This window comes from Janthinobacterium sp. GL_088, from assembly GCF_057837845.1.
On the sequence record NZ_CM174453.1, the window covers coordinates 1,076,768 to 1,096,024 of the forward strand.

General features: G+C 60.7%; 20 protein-coding genes. 13 read left to right on the forward strand and 7 right to left on the reverse strand.

Features of this window, described 5'->3' with window-relative positions:
- Nucleotides 1-50 precede the first annotated feature (50 nt).
- On the forward strand, nucleotides 51-434 hold the full coding sequence (locus AC3IQ7_RS04850) for a hypothetical protein (RefSeq protein WP_099379952.1): 384 nt from the start codon (nucleotides 51-53) through the stop codon (nucleotides 432-434).
- Between the two features lie 52 nt (nucleotides 435-486).
- Here AC3IQ7_RS04850 and AC3IQ7_RS04855 read toward each other — a convergent pair whose 3' ends face one another.
- From AC3IQ7_RS04855 to AC3IQ7_RS04870, 4 genes are all read right to left on the reverse strand, one after another.
- Nucleotides 487-4,065, reverse strand: coding sequence for an ABC transporter permease/M1 family aminopeptidase (locus AC3IQ7_RS04855; RefSeq protein ID WP_489208499.1), 3,579 nt, complete (start codon nucleotides 4,063-4,065; stop codon nucleotides 487-489).
- Nucleotides 4,066-4,075: 10 nt separating this feature from the next.
- Nucleotides 4,076-4,969, reverse strand: a complete 894-nt coding sequence (locus tag AC3IQ7_RS04860) for an ABC transporter ATP-binding protein (RefSeq protein WP_035824559.1) — start codon at nucleotides 4,967-4,969, stop codon at nucleotides 4,076-4,078.
- A gap of 170 nt (nucleotides 4,970-5,139) precedes the next feature.
- Nucleotides 5,140-6,336 carry an ABC transporter permease gene (locus tag AC3IQ7_RS04865; protein WP_489208500.1) on the reverse strand — a complete coding sequence of 399 codons (1,197 nt, stop codon included), beginning with the start codon at nucleotides 6,334-6,336 and terminating at the stop codon, nucleotides 5,140-5,142.
- A 3-nt stretch (nucleotides 6,337-6,339) separates the two neighbouring features.
- Nucleotides 6,340-7,119 carry an ABC transporter ATP-binding protein gene (locus AC3IQ7_RS04870; RefSeq protein WP_322429288.1) on the reverse strand — a complete coding sequence of 260 codons (780 nt, stop codon included), beginning with the start codon at nucleotides 7,117-7,119 and terminating at the stop codon, nucleotides 6,340-6,342.
- Between the two features lie 148 nt (nucleotides 7,120-7,267).
- Between AC3IQ7_RS04870 and AC3IQ7_RS04875 the strand changes: the two genes are divergently transcribed.
- Both AC3IQ7_RS04875 and coq7 read left to right on the forward strand, forming a co-directional pair.
- On the forward strand, nucleotides 7,268-7,699 hold the full coding sequence (locus tag AC3IQ7_RS04875; protein ID WP_099379949.1) for a hypothetical protein: 432 nt from the start codon (nucleotides 7,268-7,270) through the stop codon (nucleotides 7,697-7,699).
- 87 nt (nucleotides 7,700-7,786) lie between these two features.
- Nucleotides 7,787-8,431, forward strand: coding sequence for a 2-polyprenyl-3-methyl-6-methoxy-1,4-benzoquinone monooxygenase (gene coq7, locus AC3IQ7_RS04880; RefSeq protein ID WP_489208501.1), 645 nt, complete (start codon nucleotides 7,787-7,789; stop codon nucleotides 8,429-8,431).
- Nucleotides 8,432-8,469: 38 nt separating this feature from the next.
- Here the strand turns inward: coq7 and AC3IQ7_RS04885 are convergent, their stop codons facing one another.
- Entirely contained in the window at nucleotides 8,470-8,892 is a 423-nt protein-coding gene (locus AC3IQ7_RS04885) for an OsmC family protein (RefSeq protein ID WP_034749235.1), read from the reverse strand.
- 225 nt (nucleotides 8,893-9,117) lie between these two features.
- Here AC3IQ7_RS04885 and rplM point away from each other — a divergent pair, with 225 nt between their 5' ends.
- The 5 genes from rplM to erpA all read left to right on the forward strand — a co-directional run bounded on the left by rplM (nucleotide 9,118) and on the right by erpA (nucleotide 12,097).
- Nucleotides 9,118-9,546 carry a 50S ribosomal protein L13 gene (gene rplM / locus AC3IQ7_RS04890; RefSeq protein ID WP_010393282.1) on the forward strand — a complete coding sequence of 143 codons (429 nt, stop codon included), beginning with the start codon at nucleotides 9,118-9,120 and terminating at the stop codon, nucleotides 9,544-9,546.
- 9 nt (nucleotides 9,547-9,555) lie between these two features.
- Nucleotides 9,556-9,948, forward strand: coding sequence for a 30S ribosomal protein S9 (gene rpsI, locus AC3IQ7_RS04895; protein WP_010393285.1), 393 nt, complete (start codon nucleotides 9,556-9,558; stop codon nucleotides 9,946-9,948).
- A gap of 170 nt (nucleotides 9,949-10,118) precedes the next feature.
- A complete protein-coding gene (argC, locus tag AC3IQ7_RS04900; RefSeq protein ID WP_322429289.1) occupies nucleotides 10,119-11,156 on the forward strand; it encodes an N-acetyl-gamma-glutamyl-phosphate reductase in 1,038 nt (345 codons plus the stop codon).
- A 90-nt stretch (nucleotides 11,157-11,246) separates the two neighbouring features.
- Nucleotides 11,247-11,636 carry a bactofilin family protein gene (locus tag AC3IQ7_RS04905; protein ID WP_035828615.1) on the forward strand — a complete coding sequence of 130 codons (390 nt, stop codon included), beginning with the start codon at nucleotides 11,247-11,249 and terminating at the stop codon, nucleotides 11,634-11,636.
- Between the two features lie 98 nt (nucleotides 11,637-11,734).
- Nucleotides 11,735-12,097, forward strand: coding sequence for an iron-sulfur cluster insertion protein ErpA (gene erpA, locus AC3IQ7_RS04910; protein ID WP_029496047.1), 363 nt, complete (start codon nucleotides 11,735-11,737; stop codon nucleotides 12,095-12,097).
- A 74-nt stretch (nucleotides 12,098-12,171) separates the two neighbouring features.
- Here erpA and AC3IQ7_RS04915 read toward each other — a convergent pair whose 3' ends face one another.
- Nucleotides 12,172-13,263, reverse strand: a complete 1,092-nt coding sequence (locus AC3IQ7_RS04915; RefSeq protein WP_489208502.1) for an anhydro-N-acetylmuramic acid kinase — start codon at nucleotides 13,261-13,263, stop codon at nucleotides 12,172-12,174.
- A gap of 122 nt (nucleotides 13,264-13,385) precedes the next feature.
- Nucleotides 13,386-14,753 (reverse strand): M23 family metallopeptidase, encoded by a 1,368-nt coding sequence (locus AC3IQ7_RS04920; protein ID WP_099379945.1) that lies wholly within the window; start codon nucleotides 14,751-14,753, stop codon nucleotides 13,386-13,388.
- A 154-nt stretch (nucleotides 14,754-14,907) separates the two neighbouring features.
- Here AC3IQ7_RS04920 and tyrS point away from each other — a divergent pair, with 154 nt between their 5' ends.
- The 5 genes from tyrS (at nucleotide 14,908) to dusB (ending at nucleotide 19,103) form a co-directional block, all read left to right on the forward strand.
- Nucleotides 14,908-16,173 (forward strand): tyrosine--tRNA ligase, encoded by a 1,266-nt coding sequence (gene tyrS, locus AC3IQ7_RS04925; protein ID WP_322429291.1) that lies wholly within the window; start codon nucleotides 14,908-14,910, stop codon nucleotides 16,171-16,173.
- On the forward strand, nucleotides 16,170-16,619 hold the full coding sequence (gene dtd / locus AC3IQ7_RS04930) for a D-aminoacyl-tRNA deacylase (RefSeq protein WP_034784767.1): 450 nt from the start codon (nucleotides 16,170-16,172) through the stop codon (nucleotides 16,617-16,619). The genes tyrS and dtd overlap by 4 nt, the downstream gene beginning before the upstream one ends.
- A gap of 26 nt (nucleotides 16,620-16,645) precedes the next feature.
- Nucleotides 16,646-17,284, forward strand: a complete 639-nt coding sequence (locus AC3IQ7_RS04935) for a YbhB/YbcL family Raf kinase inhibitor-like protein (RefSeq protein ID WP_322429292.1) — start codon at nucleotides 16,646-16,648, stop codon at nucleotides 17,282-17,284.
- Nucleotides 17,285-17,287: 3 nt separating this feature from the next.
- Nucleotides 17,288-17,932 carry a histidine phosphatase family protein gene (locus AC3IQ7_RS04940; protein ID WP_489208503.1) on the forward strand — a complete coding sequence of 215 codons (645 nt, stop codon included), beginning with the start codon at nucleotides 17,288-17,290 and terminating at the stop codon, nucleotides 17,930-17,932.
- 118 nt (nucleotides 17,933-18,050) lie between these two features.
- The gene (dusB, locus tag AC3IQ7_RS04945) at nucleotides 18,051-19,103 is read left to right on the forward strand and encodes a tRNA dihydrouridine synthase DusB (protein WP_489208504.1); all 1,053 of its coding nucleotides are present in this window, start codon (nucleotides 18,051-18,053) and stop codon (nucleotides 19,101-19,103) included.
- Nucleotides 19,104-19,257 lie beyond the last annotated feature (154 nt).

Consider the following 19,257-nt stretch of genomic DNA (forward strand, 5'->3'; position numbering starts at 1 on the left):
GATGATCGCGCCGCCTTCCTGGCGGCGTCCTGACTAGAAAGTCTTGCAATATGAATATGGCGAAGCTGTCGGTGCATGGGGACGACCCCACGCTCAAATCCATCCTCGAAGTCTTGCCCACGGATCCCGAACGGCAATGGCGCAAGGGCGAGGCGAAGGGCGCGGGCCGCGTGCATCTCGATTCCGGTTTTGAAGTGCTGATCGCGCAGGCGCCCAAATCGCAAGTATTGCCCTCGCGCATACGCAGCTACCTGGCCGAATGCCGCTCGCGTGGCGTCAGCTTCACCATGCCGCGCATCGTTGCCGAGCTGCAACTGGAACTGAGCGGCGACGACACGGTCGACACGCCGCTGGACCTGACCCTGGCCGACATGCAGCACCTGACGGAAATGGGCATCAGCCTGAGCCTGGTGACGCGCTGCGCCGAGGCTTGATGAACGCCTGACACTGAAAAAATGGCCACCTGTTCAGGGTGGCCATTTTTTGTCATGGTTCGGCGATGTCAACGGTGACCATATTGTCATCGGGCTTGCGGTCGATCAGCTTGTTGTCGGGATCGATGCCCGCCTTGCCGGGTCGGCTGCCGACGATGACGGTATAGCTCGCTTCTCGCGCCGTCATGCGCAGGCGTTCGCGCAGCAGCGGATGGCCATTCGCGTCGTCGACGCCGATCTCGATCCAGTCGTGCAGGGGTGCGTCGTGTTCCTCTCCCTGTTCGCCAGCCGTCAATTTGCTGGCCTGCACCTTGACGGTGACGGCGTACTTGCCATCGCTGCGTTTGGTGGCCGTGGCCGACAGGGCGCGGTTGTCGAACAGCACGATTTTTTCGAACAGGTCATCGATCAGGTAAGCCTGCTCGGGCGGCGTGACCTGGCGCAAGCCCTGGACCAGGGCCGTTACGCTGGCATACGGCGGGCCTTTCTGGCCATGGGTCTTGAGCAGCTCGCGCAGCACGCCGTTGACCTTGTCTTCGCCGATGATGTCTTGCAGCAAGTACATGGCCAGGCTGCCCTTGTGATAGTGGATGTAGGCCTGGTTTTCATTCTCGGCCAGCGGCAATTCCTTCTTGCGCTCTTCGCTGCGTCCCATCAGGTATTGATTCAGGTCGTAGCGCAGGAAGCGGCGCATCTTGGCCGGCCCCACGCTTTTCTTCATCACCATCAGGGCCGAATATTCGGCCAGGGTTTCGCTGAGCACGGTAGCGCCCCTTGTATTGCCGCCCACCAATTGATGCGCCCACCATTGGTGCGCCACTTCATGCGCCGTGACGTAGAACGGATAATCGATGTCCTTCGGGTTCTTGTCGTCGACCCTGGCGATGAAGCCCAGCCCTTCCGAATACGGAATCGTGTTCGGGAACGATTGCGCAAACGTGGCGTAGCGGGGGAATTCGACGATGCGCAGGATCTTGTGCTGGTAGGGGCCGAAGTTTTTCGAGTAGTACTCGAGCGCTTCCTTGCTGCCGCGCACGAAGCGATCGAGGTTGTATTCATGGCCAGGGTGGTAATACACGTCGATGGCCACGTCTTGCCAGCGCTCGTGCTTGACGGCGTAGCGGGCCGACTGAAACGCATAGAAATTCAGGATCGGCTGTTCCATCGTGTAATGGAAGTAATGGCGGCCCTTGGCGATCCAGTCGTTGTCGAGCATGCCCGGCGCGATGGCCGTCTGGCCGTCGACGGTGCTGACGGTGGCGTCAAAGTTGATGCGGTCGGCGTCGTTGCTGACGTAATTGTCGGCCAGTCCCTTCGCATCGTCGCGCGGCAAGGCCCGTTCGCGCGCGGGCAAGCCGTGTTTCTTGCGGTCGCGCGGGTCCGTCAGTTCCTGCTGCGGCTGGTAGCCGATGTGCGGCAGCACGGCATTCGTGAAGAAGGTGCCGTTGGCCACCACGGGCGTATCCTGGCCCAGGCCGAAGATGCCGCACGGCGCATAGCGGACGTCGAAATCGAGGCCCAGGGTGGCGCCCGGCGCCAGCGGCGCGGCCAGGCGGTAGCTGTAAAAGCCCAGCTTGCCGTCATCGAGGCCGGGATGCACGCGCGCATCGAAACGCAGGCGCATGGTGGCGGTCGGGTCTTGCTGCACAAAAATGTGGCTGATCGGCAAGCTGGTCTTGTTTTGCAGCACATAGCGGCCCGTGACGGTGAGGCTGCGCTGCGCCGGGTAGATGGCCACGTCGAGTTTCACGTCGGTGATTCTCGGCTGTGGCGTGGCGGCAAACTTGCGGTACTGGCGCTCGACACTGGCGCGGTCCGCATCGCGGGCGTAGTCGGATTTGTAATCGTTGGCCACGTGGAAGACGTAGAACAGCACCGCGCCGGCGCCGACGAAGAGCAGGGCGCCGCCGGCAAAGCTGGCCAGCACGCCCTGCGTCAGGCCGTGGCGCGCCAGGCGCAGGCGGATGCGCCAGCTGTCCTGAGCGCCGCGGGGCCAGAACAGCAGCGACAGCACCGTCAGCATGACGGCCGCGCCGCTCCAGTACAGCAAGTACCAGCGCTCGCGCAGCAGATAGTGGCCGGCGTCGTTCATGGCCGAATACACGAAGCCCGGCGTGTTGCCGTACAGCAGCAGCGGATCACCCAGGCCCAGCGAGGAAAAGCTGATGCTGGCGATGTGGTACAGAATCATGGCGAAATACGCCAGGTATTTGTGATTGATCAATACCTGCAGGAAGATGGCCAGCACGGCGATCAGCGCGTAGGACGGCAGGTGCGACAGGAACAGCGATTCCAGGTACAGGCCGGGGTCGAGGCGGTAATAGCCCTTGAAGACCTGGATCGACATGCCGCACAGCATGATGACCAGACTCAGCAAGGCTTGCAGGCCGATCAGCGCAAACAGTTTCGACAGCAGGGGCAGCCAGTTCGGCACGGGCAGGGCGTCGAGCATCAGGTACGTGCCCGCCTCGCGTTCGCGCCACACCAGTTCGCCCGCATAGAAGGTGGTAATGATCAGCATGAACAGGGCGAACGAGGCGCTGACCATGTCCAGCACCTTTTCCGTCACCGGATATGTATTCGTGCCGTAGATGGAGCCCATGTCCAGCGCGCCCGCGTACATGGTCAGCACGCCGGCCAGCACGATGACGACAAAATAGATGTTCTTGATGGTTTCGCGCAGGTTCAGCCAGCTCATCTTGACGAGCAGGGCGGCCAGGTTGCGCTGCGCGAAGTCCGGTGTTTCCTGCGTCGACAGCGAAGCGTTCGACAGGCGCAGCGGCACGTCGCCTTCGCTGCGGCGCTTGCCGGCGCCCGCGTCCGTCGTGGCGTGGAACTGGAAGCGCCAGTAGCCGAGCAGCAAGGCCACCAGGGCGAAGCCGGACCAGATGGCGCGGTTCAGCAGGTACACGCCCTCCAGGGTCAGCAGGCGCGTGTTGCGCTCCGCATTCGGCCAGTACTCCGTCAGGCGTATCAGTGCCGTGGTGCCGAAGGGGTCGATCAGGGCGGCCAGGGTCTTGTAGTCGAGGTCGCGCGCCAGCGAGGGCGCCACCAGGTAGCCGATCAGCATGACCACCGAGCTGATGTACACGGGCAGCATGCGCCGCGTCAGGGCCGCGATGACGAAGAAGATGGCGCCAAAGATGAACAGGTTCGGCAGCAGCGTAAAGACGTAGGGCATCAGATAGGCCAGCGCCCGTTGCGGTCCCAGCCGTTCCGGATCGATGCCGGGCAGCCAGGCGCCCAGCCAGGCGCCGATGACGATGCTGGAAAACACCACGGCCAGTACCAGATAAGCACCGAGGAAGCGGCCGAATACGTACTGGTACTTCTTGATCGGTGCGCTGAAGAAGAAATGCTGCATGCCGTACTCGAAATCCTGCTGCACCGAGCGGCCCATCATGGCGGCCACCACCACGGCGCCGAAACAGCCCAGCAGGCTGCACGTAAATGCCAGCGAGCGGGGCGCGTTGATCAGGAACTTGCCGCCGAAACTGATGCTCGCTTCCTTGAAGACGCCGCCGGCCGCAGCCATCCACAGCATGGCCAGCGCCAGGAACATGACGAAATACACCCAGGTGGACAGCAGCTTGAGCCGCTGTCGCGCTTCAAAGCGGGCGATGGCAAACATGGCCGCCCCCTCAGTCGCATTGCGGGGCGACGCGGTGGCGCCCGGCAATGGTGGCGAAATACAGGTCTTCCAGGTCGCCGATGGCTTCCTCGAAGCCATCGCCCGGATCGTCGTCGCTGTAGACGTGGATCAAGGTGCGGCCCGACAGCAAGCGCGTGGAAATGACGGCGTGGCGTTGCTGGAAGCTGGCCAGCTCTTTCTTTTCGACAAAGCGCGCCCAGATCTTGCAGCTGACTTCGTCGATCAGTTCCTGAGTCTTGCCGCACAGCAGTAAATGCCCCTTGTTGATGATGGCCATGTTGGCGCACAGGTCGGCCACGTCGGAGACGATATGGGTCGACAGGATTACCGTCTTGTCTTCGCCGATGTCGGACAGCAGATTATGGAAGCGCACGCGCTCCTGCGGGTCGAGGCCGGCCGTCGGCTCGTCGACGATGATCAGTTTCGGGTCGCCCAGCAGGGCTTGCGCGATGCCGAAGCGCTGGCGCATGCCGCCGGAAAAGCTGCCCAGGCGCTGGTGGCGCACGTCGAACAAATTGGTTTGCTGCAACAGGCCATCGACGACCTCGCGCCGGCGCGCCCGTTGCGACAGGCCTTTCAAGGTGGCGAAGTGGTCGAGCAGCTCGTAGGCCGTCACTTTCGGGTACAGGCCGAAGTCTTGCGGCAGGTAGCCCAGCATGCGGCGGATCTCGTCCTTGTCGTCAAGCACGTCGTAGTCGCCGAAGAAAATGGAGCCGGAATCGCATTCCTGCAAGGTGGCCAGGGTGCGCATCAAAGTCGACTTGCCGGCGCCATTCGGGCCCAGCAAGCCAAACATCCCGGGCGGTATCGTCAGCGACACGTTATCCAGCGCCACCACGCCATTCGCGTAGGTCTTCGACAATTTGCGAATCTGCAATTCCATACAACTCCTAACTCATGCGTTGCAGCCCGATGGTGCAGGGCTTCTCTATGCTGGCATTGTATTGAATTTAAGACGTACTGGGCAGTTGCATGCGATACACGGCATTTTCGCGTGCCCAGAGTGCAGCTGAGCGGGGTGGACGGCACCCCGCTTCGCCCTTGTTCGCGGGTCTAGTTGCGGAAGAGTACGGATTCGCGATTGAACCACCAGCGGCACAGCATCAGCAGGGCGCCCGCGATCACCGTGGTCGAGGCCAGGATGACGCCGAACATGCGGTAATCCATGGTGCCCTTGACCAGTTCCTTCATGGCCAGCGACACGTTGGTCAGCGGCACCATGGCCCACATCCAGTTCAGTTCGACGCCGGGCAGCATGGCCGCCACCGTGGGCAGGATGACGAACAGCATCAATGGCGTGATCATGCCGGCCGCTTCCTTGTAGCTTTTCGCATAGATCGAAATCGACAGCAGCAGCGAGGCGAAGATGGCGGCCGTCGGCACCAGCATCAGGGTCACCATGGCCAGGTCGGGCAAGCCGATGCTGCGCACCATGACGGCCATGTTGCCTTCGAGCGAACTGCCGAAGATGGCCAGCAGGGCGCCCATGCTGCCCACCATCAGCACGGCCGAGGTCATGCCCACCGTAAACAGCACGAGGAACTTGGCCAGCACGATGGCGCTGCGCGGCACGGGCGCCAGCAGCAGGGTTTCCAGGGTACCCCGTTCCTTTTCGCCGGCGCCCAGGTCGATGGCCGGATACATGGCCGCCGTCAGGCACACCATCAGCAGCAGATAGGGCAGCATGCCGCCGACGATGGCGCCCATCTGCTCGCGCTCGTTGGCCGTCGACTGCTTGTCGAGCACGATGGGGTGCAGGGCAAAGGCCAGCTGGGCCGGGCTCAGGTTCAGGGCCGACAGCGCGCTTTCGCGCAGGCTGGCGTTATACGCCTCGACGATCTCGCGCACCCGCTGCTGCGTCACATCGACCGTGCTGGCGCTGTTGTAGTGCAGCACTACCTTGGCTTGCTGCTGTTGCTGCAGCGCCTCTTCAAACCGGGGCGGAATGACGACGGCGAACTTGATGGTGTCGTCGCCGATGGCGCGGCGGATGTCGCCCTCGCTGGCCAGCGGCACTTCGCGCAGGTTGTGCTGCTGGGCAAAACGCCCGCTCAAGCCCGGCGAATGGTCCTTGCCGAACAGCGCGTAGCGCATTTCCGCCGTCTTCGCGTTCTTGAACATATTGCTTGAAACATAAGCGAAGCCGCCAAAGATCAGCGGCATGGCAAAGATGGGGATGAGGATGGTGAAGATTAGCGTCTTGCGGTCGCGCGTGAGTTCCAGCAACTCTTTCAGATAAATGGTCCACATGGCTCAGGCTCCCTGGTTGATGACGCTGACAAAGGCGTCGTACAGATCGGTACTGCCGCCCAGGTGGCGCAGTTCGTTGACCGTGCCATTGAAGGCGGTGGTGCCGCGGTTGATGATGCAGACGCGGTCGCACAGCTTTTCCACCTCGTGCAGGTGGTGCGTGGAAAAGATCAGCGGCACGCGCAGCGCCTTGTAGCTGGCGATGAAGTCGAGCAGGATCTTGGCCGACATCACGTCCAGGCCCGAGGTCGGCTCGTCGAGGATCACCACCTGCGGCTCGTGCACGACGGTGCGGGCGATCGCGCACTTCTGTTTCATGCCCGTCGACAATTGATCGGCCCGCTTGCCGCCGTATTCCTCCATCTGCAGCAGGGAAAACAGTTCGTCGCAGCGGCGTTTCAGCTTGTCGGCCGGCATGCCATGCAGGCGGCCAAAATATTCCACGTTCTCGCGCGCCGTCAGGCGGCCATACAAGCCTGTCGAACCGGACAGGAAACCGATGCTCTGGCGCGCCACCAGCGGCTGGCGCAGCACGTCGACGCCGTTGACGAGGGCGCTGCCCGCGTCCGCTTGCAAGGCCGTCGACAGCAGGCGCAGGGTGGTCGTCTTGCCGGCGCCATTCGGGCCCAGCAGGCCCAGCACTTCGCCGGGAGCGCAGCTGAAACTGACGTCACGCACGGCGTGAAACCAGCCCTCATGTTCGCGCGGATCGCTGACGTGGACGGCCTTGCCTTTGTGGGGCGGCATGCGGAAACGTTTTGCCAGGTGCTTGACCTCAATCATGTGCTTCATCCATTTAACGGTGAAGAACGAGAGTAGCATGCAAAAAATGTAACTTGCAAGGTGGAAATATCGTTTGGTCTATTGAAAAAAACAGCATCTTCATGCAAGCTGGCCCGGTGGGCGCCGGCGGACGGCGCGGGAGAGCGCAATGCAAACGATCGATCAGGCGATGCAGGACAAGGTACTGGCCGTGGCGCGCGCCGGCATGACCAGTGCCGAAGCCATCGGTTTCTTCCGCGTCAGCCTGGGGCTGTACTACCTGGCCGGCCTGATGACGGAGGAAACCCTCGATTTCAAGCAGATCGACGCGAAGTACAACCGTTTTATCTACCACTCGCTGGGTGGCGGGCACAGCATTGCCAGCGTGCTGCAATTCATGAGCGGTGAGAAAGTCTTGCGCGTGCTGCAATCGGAGCGTTTTCGCGCCGCGTTTGCCGAATACTGCCCGGACATTCCCGTCGATAGCATTTCTTTCCTGATTTCACTGAACCTGGGCGTGGCGAAAAGCCTGTCCGGCCTGGACGCCGTCGGTCCCGTGGTGGACTGGATCGAGCAGGAAAAAGCGCGCACAAGTCAATAAAGCCCCGTTCACCCTGCGCGCGGCGTGGGGACTGCTGGCCCTGATCGTCCTATAATTCATGCTTTACTACTCATGAGCATAGCCACGATGACCGCGAACCGCCACTTTGACCCCCTGGATCGTTTGATTGTTGGCGCCGACAAGGCCCTGCGCGTCATGGCTGGCGTGGCCTCCGCTTCGCGCCCCACGCCGGCCGCACATGCGCCCGATGCGCAGCTGAGCCCGGCCGAACAGCGCCACAGCGCCGGCTTGATGCGCGTCAACCATGTGGGCGAAGTGTGCGCGCAAGCCCTGTACAACTCGCAGGCGCGCTATGCGCATAGCCCGGCCATCCGCGCCCAGTTCGACGAAGCGGGACGCGAAGAGGAAGATCATTTGGCCTGGACGGCGCAGCGCCTGACGGAGCTGGGCTCGCGTTTGAGCCTGCTCAATCCCCTGTGGTATGCGGGTTCGTTTGCGCTGGGCACCATCGCCGCGCGCATGGGCGACGACCGCAGCCTGGGTTTCGTGGTGGAAACGGAACGCCAGGTGGAAGCGCACCTGGCCAGCCACTTGCAGGAATTGCCGCCGCAGGACGCCAAGTCGCGCGCCATCGTGAAACAGATGGCCATCGACGAAGTGGAGCACGGCGCCGCCGCCCAGCGGCTGGGCGCCATCGATACGCCGGCGCCCGTCAAGGCGCTGATGGGCATCATGGGTAAAGTGATGACGAAAACCGCGTATTACATATAAATAAGCGATAAAAAAGGCGCTCCGTGGAGCGCCCTGCATTATTCCTCGATGATTTCAAAGGAATGTGTAATCTCCGCCGTCTTGGCCAGCATGATCGACGCCGAGCAATATTTGTCATGCGACAAGGCCACGGCCCGTTCCACGGCCGTCGGTTTCAGGGCCTTGCCGCGCACGGTGAAGTGGAAGTGGATCTTGGTAAACACTTTCGGATCGGTGTCGGCGCGGTCGGCCTTCAGGGTCACTTCGCAGCCACTGACGGCTTCGCGTCCGCGTTTCAGGATCAGCACCACGTCATAGGCAGTGCAGCCGCCCGTGCCCAGCAAGACCATTTCCATGGGGCGTGGCGCCAGGTTGTGGCCGCCGCCATCGGGCGCGCCATCCATGGTCACCAGGTGGCCGGAACCCGTTTCTGCCCGAAAACTCATGCCCGACGGGCCATTCCAGCTGACTTTGCATTCCATCGTACTCTCCGAAAATTGTAAGCGTTTTGTATTGTAATAGAGGAATGCCCATCCATGTGCCGCCCGCCGGCCCGCAGCCGGCCTCGATTTCGGCTTGACGCGGCGAGCCAAAGCCGCTTATACTTGTCGGCTTTCCGTTCGCTCAGGAAAAGTAAATAAGGCAGAGTCCGCATAGCAGCATCGGCGGAACCACCATTTGAGCGTGTAATCTATTAGGAAGTCAACATGAAAACATTTTCCGCTAAAGGACATGAAGTCCAGCGCGATTGGTTCGTGGTTGACGCGACGGACAAAGTCCTCGGACGTGTTGCCAGCGAAGTGGCACTCCGACTGCGCGGCAAACACAAACCAGAATTTACTCCTCACGTCGATACCGGCGACTTTATCGTCGTCATCAACGCAGGCAAACTGCGTGTGACCGGTACCAAAGCTACTGAGAAAATTTACTACCGTCACTCTGGCTATCCAGGCGGCATCTACGAAACCAACTTCCAGAAAATGCAACAGCGTTTTCCAGGTCGCGCGCTTGAGAAAGCGGTCAAGGGCATGCTGCCTAAAGGCCCACTCGGCTACGCAATGATCAAGAAGCTGAAAGTGTACGCGGAAGGTTCCCATCCGCACGCTGCTCAGCAACCTAAAGCACTTGTTCTCTAAGGAACTGACATGATCGGTAATTACAATTATGGAACCGGCCGTCGCAAAAGTGCAGTGGCTCGGGTTTTTATCAAAGTTGGCACAGGCTTGATCGTTGTTAACGGCAAACCAGCAAACGAATACTTTTCGCGCGAAACGGGTCTGATGGTCATCCGTCAACCACTGGAACTGACCGGCAATGTCGAGCGTTTCGACATCAAAGTCAACGTCCATGGCGGCGGTGAGTCGGGCCAGGCTGGTGCAGTTCGTCACGGCATCACCCGCGCTCTGATCGACTACGATGCAGCGTTGAAACCGGAACTGGCGAAAGCCGGCTTCGTGACCCGCGATGCACGTGAAGTCGAGCGTAAAAAAGTTGGTCTGCGCAAAGCACGTCGCGCAAAGCAATTCTCGAAGCGTTAATTTCTACGCTACAGCACCTTCCGGGGTGCTGGTCGAAAAGCCGCTGGACTTCGGTCTCGCGGCTTTTTTGCATTTCAGCGGGATACGCCGTTGCGCTGTAAAATACGCGGAAAACCCGCAGGGGGAGCATTTCCCCTCATCTTTATGCACTCTATACACAAGGAAAGAACATGATCAAAGTTGGCATCGTCGGCGGCACTGGATACACGGGCGTGGAATTGCTGCGCTTGCTCGCTACCCATCCAGATGTCGAGTTGACGGCGATTACCTCGCGCAAGGAAGATGGCTTGCCCGTTGCTGACATGTATCCTTCCCTGCGTGGCCACGTGAAACTGGCGTTTTCCTCGCCCGATAAAGCCAATCTGGAGCAGTGCGACGTGGTTTTCTTTGCCACCCCGCATGGTGTTGCGATGGCGCAAGCACCAGCCCTGCTGGCCGCCGGCGTGAAAGTCATCGACCTGGCCGCCGACTTCCGTCTGAAAGACCAGGCCAAGTTCGAGCAGTGGTACAAGATTCCCCATACGGCGCCAGAGTTGATCGAGCAAGCCGTGTACGGTTTGCCGGAGCTGAACCGTGAAGACATCAAGCAAGCGAAGCTGATCGCCAACCCCGGTTGCTACCCGACCACCATGCAGCTGGGTTTTTACCCGCTGCTCAAGGCGGGCCTGGTCAACGCGGGCGGCTTGATCGCTGACTGCAAGTCGGGCGTGTCGGGCGCCGGCCGCAAGGCGGAAATCGGTATCCTGTTCTCGGAAAGCAGCGACAGCTTCAAGGCCTATGGCGTGGCCGGCCACCGCCACCTGCCGGAAACGACGGCGCAATTGCAGCGTTTCACGGATGAGAAAGTGGCGCTGACCTTCACGCCGCACTTGGTGCCGATGATCCGCGGCATGCATTCGACCCTGTACGCGCAGCTGAACAAGGATGTCAGCAATGAAGAGCTGCAAGCATTGTTCGAAGAGCAATACAAGGACGAGCCTTTCGTCGACGTGATGCCTTTCGGCTCGCATCCGGAAACCCGCTCCACGCGCGGTTCGAACATGTTGCGCCTGGCCTTGCACCGTCCTGAAGGCGGCAATACCGTCATCGTGCTGGTGGTGCAGGACAATCTGGTCAAGGGCGCGTCCGGCCAGGCCGTGCAATGCATGAACTTGATGTTTGGCTTGAAAGAAACGGCCGGTTTGCAACACATCGCCCTGCTGCCGTAACGATACGCGACTGTGCTTGCGCAGGTCCGGCGCCTTTTTGCCGGACCTGTGATAAATTGGACTGCCACGTACCCCGACAGGATGACGTTCATGTTCGAGCGCAACGCGAAAAACCCCATCGATACCCTGATCGGCGCTGCCACGCGGATCGAGGGCGACTTGCTGTTTTGCGGCGGCCTGCGCATCGACGGCCATGTGCGCGGCAATGTCACGGGCGAGCCGGGCGAGCCCACGTATGTGGTGCTGGGCGAGGCGGGCCGCATCGATGGCGAGGTGCGCTGCTCGAGCCTGGTCGTCAGCGGCGAGATCAATGGCCCCGTGTATGTGTCCGAAATGCTTGAAATCCAGCCAAAAGCCCGCATTGTAGGAGAGGTCTATTACAAGGTGCTGGAAATGCACAGCGGCGCCCTGGTGCAGGGCAAGCTCAGCCGGCACGACAGCGCCGACCCCGTGCTGCACCTGGCCGTATCGGAAATGTGAGCAGGAACAACACCGTCCAGCCGCATCAGCGGCGGCCGCAGCGCGAGTTGCGCCAACAGTCTATAATGACTTAATGTTTTCTAGTAGGAGTGCCTGATATGAATGCCGTCGCTGAAATGCAAGATGTGATCCCTTCCCCTATTATCTTTACCGATAGCGCCGCTGAAAAAGTCGCGCAGCTGATCGAAGAAGAAGGCAATCCCGACCTGAAATTGCGCGTCTTCGTGCAGGGTGGCGGCTGCTCCGGTTTCCAGTACGGTTTCACCTTCGACGAAATCGTCAACGAAGATGACACCACCATGGTCAAGAACGGCGTCCAGCTGTTGATCGATTCCATGAGCTACCAGTACCTGGTCGGCGCGGAAATCGACTACAAGGATGACCTGGAAGGCGCGCAGTTCGTGATTAAAAACCCAACAGCAACGTCGACCTGCGGTTGCGGTTCGTCTTTCTCCGTTTAAGTACTAAACTGGGCAAGCAAGAAAATAGCGGATCGATGATCCGCTATTTGTGTTTCTGGAATAGTTATTCCATGTCAACGTGGGTACAGCGCTCCCAGTACCCGCAGCCCCTGCGCACCCGTCACCGTAGGTAAATTGCCCGGCTTGCGTTGCGTAAAACGCCAGGCCAGCCAGGCGAACGCCAGCGCCTCGACCTGGCTCGGCGCCACACCCAGGGCTGCAGTCGATTCCACCGCCATGCCCGGCAATTGCCGGGCCAGCGCCGCCATCAGGCTGGCGTTCTGCGCGCCGCCGCCACATACATAGACCGTTTCCGCCTGTGCCCCGTCGCGCAAGATGGCGTGCGCCAGGCTGGCGGCCGTCAGCTGCGTCAGGGTCGCCTGTACGTCGGCAGGCTTGGTCAGCGGATAGTTGCTCAGCTTGCTATTCAGCCAGTCGGCATGGAACAGGTCGCGCCCCGTGCTTTTTGGCGCGGGCAAGTCAAAATACGGGTCGTTGAGCAATTCCGCCAGCAGGGCAGGGATGACCTGGCCTGTCGCTGCCCAGGCGCCGTTGGCATCGTAGGGCTGGCCCAGGTGCTGCAGCACCCAGCCATCCATCAGCGCATTGCCGGGACCCGTGTCGTAGCCCGTCACCGTGCCGTCCGCGTGCAGCACGCTGATATTGCTGATGCCGCCGATATTGGCCAGCACGCGCGTGTGGCCGGGCAAATTGAAAATGGCTTGGTGAAAAGCGGGCACCAGCGGCGCGCCCTGGCCGCCGGCCGCCACGTCGCGGCTGCGCAAGTCGGCGATGACGTCGATGCCCGTCAGTTCAGCCAGCAGGGCCGGGTTGTTCAGCTGGCGCGTAAAGCCCAGCTCGGGGCGGTGGCGGATGGTCTGGCCATGCGCGCCGATGGCGACGATGGCGTCCGCGACTATGCCCGCGTTGCCTAAAAGCATGGCGACGCAATCGGCGTAATGGCGCACGAGTTGGTTTGCCGCCAGCGCTTCACGTTCGATTTCATTCTGGCCGGCACTTTGCAACGCCATCAGGTCGGCGCGCAGGCTGGCGGGGAAGGGAATGTACGCATCGCCCAGGCTGCGCGTGCCCTCGTCGGAAAAGTCGACCAGCGCGCCGTCGACGCCGTCCAGGCTGGTGCCCGACATTAAACCGATATACAGCATGGTGTTTCCTCGCGTGCGTAAGTGATGGATGCATTGTGCCGCATTTTCCTGCGCACATAAAACAAAGGCACCGGCCATCTGCATGGGCGGTGCCTTTATATATTGCCCGAAGGCAGTGTTGCTTAACGCGACGCCAGCGCCGTGTCGTTCGGACGCAGCAGGGTGAAGCGGTGCATCATGTCATTGGACACCATGCGGAAGCGGCTCAGCTCGGCAGCCGTCAATGGCGCCTGGGCTTGTACGTTCAGCTTGCTTGGGTCTTGTGCCACGCCGCCGACGCGGAATTCATAGTGCAAATGGGCGCCCGTGGACCAGCCGGTGGTGCCGACGTAGCCGATCACATCGCCCTGGCTGACTTTTTGACCTTTTTTCAGGCCCGAAGCGAAGCGGCTCATGTGCGCATAGGCGGTGGTGTAGTTGGCCCAGTGTTTCAGGACAACAACATTGCCGTAACCGTTTTGGCTGCCAACGGAATCGACCACGCCGTCGCCCGAAGCGCGGATAGGGGTGCCCGTTGCTGCAGCGAAATCGATGCCCTTGTGCGCTTTCCAGTTGCCGGAAATCGGGTGCACGCGCATGGAGAAGCCGGACGAGATGCGGGAGAATTCGAGGGGGGATTTCAGGAAGGCTTTTTTGAGGGACTTGCCGTCGAAACTGTAGTAACCGCCACCTTGCTTGCTGGCTGGGTCTTCGAACCAAACGGACTGGTAAGTCGTGCCGCGGTTGGTGAATTCACCGGCCAGGATGCGGCCCGCTCGGACAAATTCACCATCTTGCCAGAATGTTTCGTAGACAACATTGAACGAGTCGCCGCGTTTCAGGTCGGAGCGGAAGTCGATATTGGTGGAGAACATTTCCACGATTTGCGCGGAAATCGAGTCTGGCAGGCGGGTGCCGTCCAGGCTGGAGTCGGTGGCGGCGAACAGGGTGGAAGTAATCTTGCGCGCGTGCATTTCAACGCGGCGTTCCAGTTGGGCTGCCACTTCCGTGGCCACGAACTTGTCGCCCTTGCGGGTGATCAGGATGTTCTTGACCGATTTGTCCGTGCCGTCGACGAGGGTGGCGCGCATCCAGTTGAGGTCGCCGTTTTCGGACGTTTGCGCTTGCACGCGCTTGCCCGATTTCAGCAACATCACGCCGCGCGCGATCTTGTCGGTTTTGATGAAATTGGCGGCCACAGGATCATCCACACCGAGACGTGTCAGCAGGGTGGCGAGGGTATCGCCAGCGCGGACTTTTTCTTCGTGGGTGAAATTCTGGTCTACCTGTTCCATCGCGGAAATTTGCGAGGCGAGATCAGGCATTTCCAGGTTCTGGGCGATGGACGTGACTGGCAAGTCAGACGCATCGGGCGCCATGGGCGACACAGCGACCGCGCCGAAGGCGGCCACGGCGAGCAGCACTGCGGACGCGCCGATAATGCGTGCCTTGCGTGTCGTCGTCAGCTGTGTGTACAAGCGTGAGCCTGTGATTTTATGTATAGGGTTCATGCAATCAGTTAAAATTTGCCCTTGAACGATTCGTGAACTAGTGCTCTTTGTTATTGTTATTTTGGTTCGTTTTCATACGGCAAGATTGATGGGATCGAGCATTATAGCAAACTCCGCAAACCTACTACCATTTTGAGATCTACAGTCAAATTTTATGGAAATCAACACCACCGCATCGCCTACAAAGGCTAACGCCGCTCAGACCGCGCTTCCGCTGTCGGACAGAGTACAAGAAGCCCTCGCGATTACCAAGCGTGGCGTCGACGAACTCTTGATCGAAAGCGAATTTGCGCAAAAATTAGCACGCTCCGAGAAAACCGGTGTTCCACTGCGCATCAAACTGGGCCTGGACCCGACCGCACCCGACTTGCATCTGGGCCACACTGTCGTGCTGAACAAGATGCGCCAGCTGCAAAACCTCGGTCATCAAGTCATTTTCCTCATCGGCGACTTCACGTCCATGATCGGCGACCCTTCGGGCCGCAATGTCACGCGCCCGCCGTTGACCAAGGAACAGATCGAGATTAACGCGATGACGTATTTCGCGCAAGCATCTTTGGTGCTGGACGCCAGCAAGACCGAAATCCGCTATAACTCCGAGTGGTGCGATCCGCTGGGCGCGCGCGGCATCATCCAACTCGCTTCCCACTACACGGTGGCGCGCATGATCGAGCGCGACGACTTCACCAAGCGCTTCCAGGGCGGCATTCCTATTTCCGTCCATGAATTCCTGTACCCGCTGATGCAGGGTTACGACTCGGTGGCCCTGAAATCGGACCTGGAACTGGGCGGCACGGACCAGAAGTTCAACCTGCTGGTGGGCCGCGAACTGCAAAAGCAGTACGGACAGGAGCAGCAGTGTATTTTGACCATGCCGCTGCTGGAAGGTTTGGACGGCGTGGAAAAGATGTCCAAGTCGAAGAATAACTACATCGGCATCACGGAACCTGGCAACACCATGTTCGCCAAGCTGATGAGCATTTCCGACGTCATGATGTGGCGCTACTACGAGCTGCTGTCGTGGCGCTCGATCGCCGAACTGGCGCAGCTGAAGCGTGAAGTCGAGGAAGGCCGCAATCCGCGCGACGCCAAGGTTGCGCTGGCGCAAGAGATCGTCGCCCGCTTCCACTCGCAGCAGGCGGCGGAAGATGCGCTGGCCGACTTCGTCAACCGCTCGAAGGGCGGCATCCCCGACGATATCCCGCAAGTGACCTTGGCCGGCGCACCGCTGGGCATCCCGCAGTTGCTGAAACAGGCTGGCCTGTGTCCGTCGACGTCGGAAGCCATGCGCAAGATCGACCAGGGCGGCGTGCGCATCGATGGCGCCGTCATCAGCGACAAGGGCTTGCAAGTGGACGCCGGCCAGTTCGTGTTGCAAGTTGGCAAGCGCAGTTTCGCGCGCGTCACCTTGACGGCATGATCGCGCTGTTGCAGCGCGTTACGCAGGCGAAGGTCGATGTTGCCGGCGCCACCATCGGCGCCATCGACGCTGGCCTGATGGTGCTCGTGTGCGCGGAGCGGGGTGATACCGAGAAGGAGGCAGACGCCCTGCTGGCCAAGCTGCTCGGCTACCGCGTGTTTGCCGACGAGGCGGGCAAGATGAACCGCAGCGTGACGGACGTGGCCGGCGGCCTGCTGCTGGTGCCGCAGTTCACCTTGGCGGCCGACACCAAGTCCGGCACGCGCCCGTCGTTCACGCCGGCGGCCGCGCCGCAGGACGGCTTGCGCCTGTTCACGCATTTCGTGGACCAGGCGCGCAGCCGCCATGCGACCGTGCAAACGGGGCAGTTTGGTGCCGACATGCAAGTGTCGCTGACGAACGACGGCCCGGTGACCTTCTGGCTGCAAGTGAATGCCAAGCAATAAATAAAAACTATAAAGAGGAGCAAGCGATGAAATTGTGGAGCGAGACGTTTCGTGATGGCGGCCTGATGCCGGCCGAATATACTTTTGCCGAGATCGATCCGGCCAGCCGCGTGCGCCTCGCAGGCAACCGCAATCCCCATCTGGCCTGGGATGAGGTGCCCAACGGTACCGAGTCGCTCGCCCTGTTCTGCATCGACCCCGATGCGCCGCAAGACGCCAGCCTGGCCAACCGCGATGACCAGGCGTTGCCGCTGACGGCGCTGCGCGGCGACTTTTATCACTGGAGCTTGCTCGACTTGCCGCCTGCCATGCGGGTTATTGCCGCCGGAGAATTTTCCAGCGGCATCACCCCGCGCGGCAAGGCTGCCGGCACTGGTACAGGGCTGCGTCAGGGCCTCAACGACTACACGGCCTGGTTTGCCGGCGATGCGGCCATGGCCGGCGATTATTACGGTTATGATGGCCCGTGCCCGCCGTGGAACGACGAGCGCATCCATCACTATATCTTCCGTCTGTACGCGCTCGACGTGCCACAGTTGGCCTTGCCCGAGCGTTTTACGGGGCAGCAAGCGCATGCCGCCCTGTACGGCCACATCCTCGACGAAGCCCAGCTCGTCGTCGCCTATTCTCTCAATCCCGATTTGGCACTTACCCTGAAGAAATAAAGCATGAGCACCACGATCTTACTGATACGCCATGGCGAAACGGCCTGGAATGCGGGCCGCCGCCTGCAGGGCCATATCGACATCGCCTTGAACGAGGCGGGCCTGGCGCAAGCGGCCGCGCTGGGGCAGGCGCTGGCGGACGAACCGCTGGCCGCCATCCTCGCCAGCGATTTGCAGCGCGCGCAGCAGACGGCGCAAGCCGTGGCCGACGTGAAAGATTTACCCGTGCAAACGGATCCCTTGCTGCGCGAGCGCTGTTATGGCGCCTTCGAAGGCTTGCTGTATGCGGATATTGCCGCGCGCTATCCGCACGAGTATGCGCAGTGGCAATCGCGCCAGATCGATGCCGTGATGCCGTCGGGCGAGCGCCAGGCCGAAAGTTTCCGCCAGTTTTATGCGCGCGCGAATGGCGCCATCGCCCGCTGGGCCCGGCAGTACGACGGCCAGACGATCGCCATCGTGGCCCACGGCGGCGTGCTTGAGTGCGCTTACCGCGAGGCGGTCGGCATGACGCTCGACAGTCCGCGCGACTTCCAGGTCAAAAATGCCAGCGTCAACCGTTTTTCTTACGCCGACGGCAAACTGCATTTAGTGCACTGGGGAAATATCGAACACCTGAGCGCGCCCGCGATGGACGATCTGGGCTAAGAGCGCTCCAAGCGGCCTCATCGTCACTCTGACGCACTGAGCTAAAAAAATAGTGCTTATTAATTAGGCAGGGAATCGGTTAAAATAGCAGGTTCCTCCGTCCATTCCAGGTTCTTCAGTGCAAATCGGCCCTCACATTCTGCGCAACAACGTTTTCGTCGCTCCCATGGCGGGCGTGACGGATCGGCCTTTCCGCCAGTTGTGCAAGCAGTTGGGTGCCGGTTACGCCGTGTCGGAGATGGCGGCGTCGAATCCGCGCCTGTGGGCGACGGAAAAAAGCTCGCGCCGCACGGACCATGAAGGCGAAATGGAACCGAAAGCCGTGCAGATCGCCGGCGCCGATCCGCAAGACCTGGCCGACTGCGCCAAGTTCAATGTGGACCGGGGCGCGCAGATCATCGACATCAACATGGGCTGCCCAGTCAAAAAGGTGTGCAACAACTGGTGTGGTTCGGCCCTGCTGCAAAACGAAAGTCTGGTCGAAAAGATCTTGCACGCCGTCGTCAACGCCGTTGACGTGCCCGTCACCCTGAAATTTCGCACGGGCTGGAACCGCGAAAACAAGAACGCCCTGAAAATCGCCCGCATTGCCGAGCAAGCCGGCATCCAGATGCTGACCCTGCATGGCCGCACGCGCGCCGATGGCTACAAGGGCGATGCCGAATATGAAACCATTGCCGCTGTGAAAGCATCGGTGGGCATTCCCGTGGTGGCCAATGGCGACATTACCAGCCCGGAAAAGGCCCGTTTTGTGCTGGATCAAACGGGCGCCGATGCCGTCATGATCGGCCGCGCGGCGCAGGGCAGGCCGTGGATTTGCCGCGAAATCGACCATTTTTTGCGCACCGGCACCTTGCTGCCGGCGCCGTACGTGGATGAAGTGCGTAGCCTGATGGATGAGCATTTGCGCGCCCATTACGCGTTTTATGGGGAATTTCTCGGCGTGCGCACGGCGCGCAAGCACATCGGCTGGTATGTCAAGGATCTGGAAGGCGGCGAAGCGTTCCGGCAGCAAATGAACTTGCTGGAGTCGACGGACGCGCAGTTGCTGGCCGTCGATCAATTTTTTGAGTCGCAATGGAAATTTGGCGAACGGTTACAATACCGCCTCTCCGAATCCAGTGAAAGTGGCCTGATCGATGTGATCAAACCGATGGCCACGGCAGCATGAGCAGATAGCAACAAGCAGGGTAAATCAGTTACCAGCAGTACAAGGGCGAGCGCCTATACAGAGCGTCATGCAATATTAATTACAACACCGAGGCAAGAGGGCAGCACGCGGACCGCATGAGCGACGCGGCACCGGATAGCCAGGTGTTCAGCCG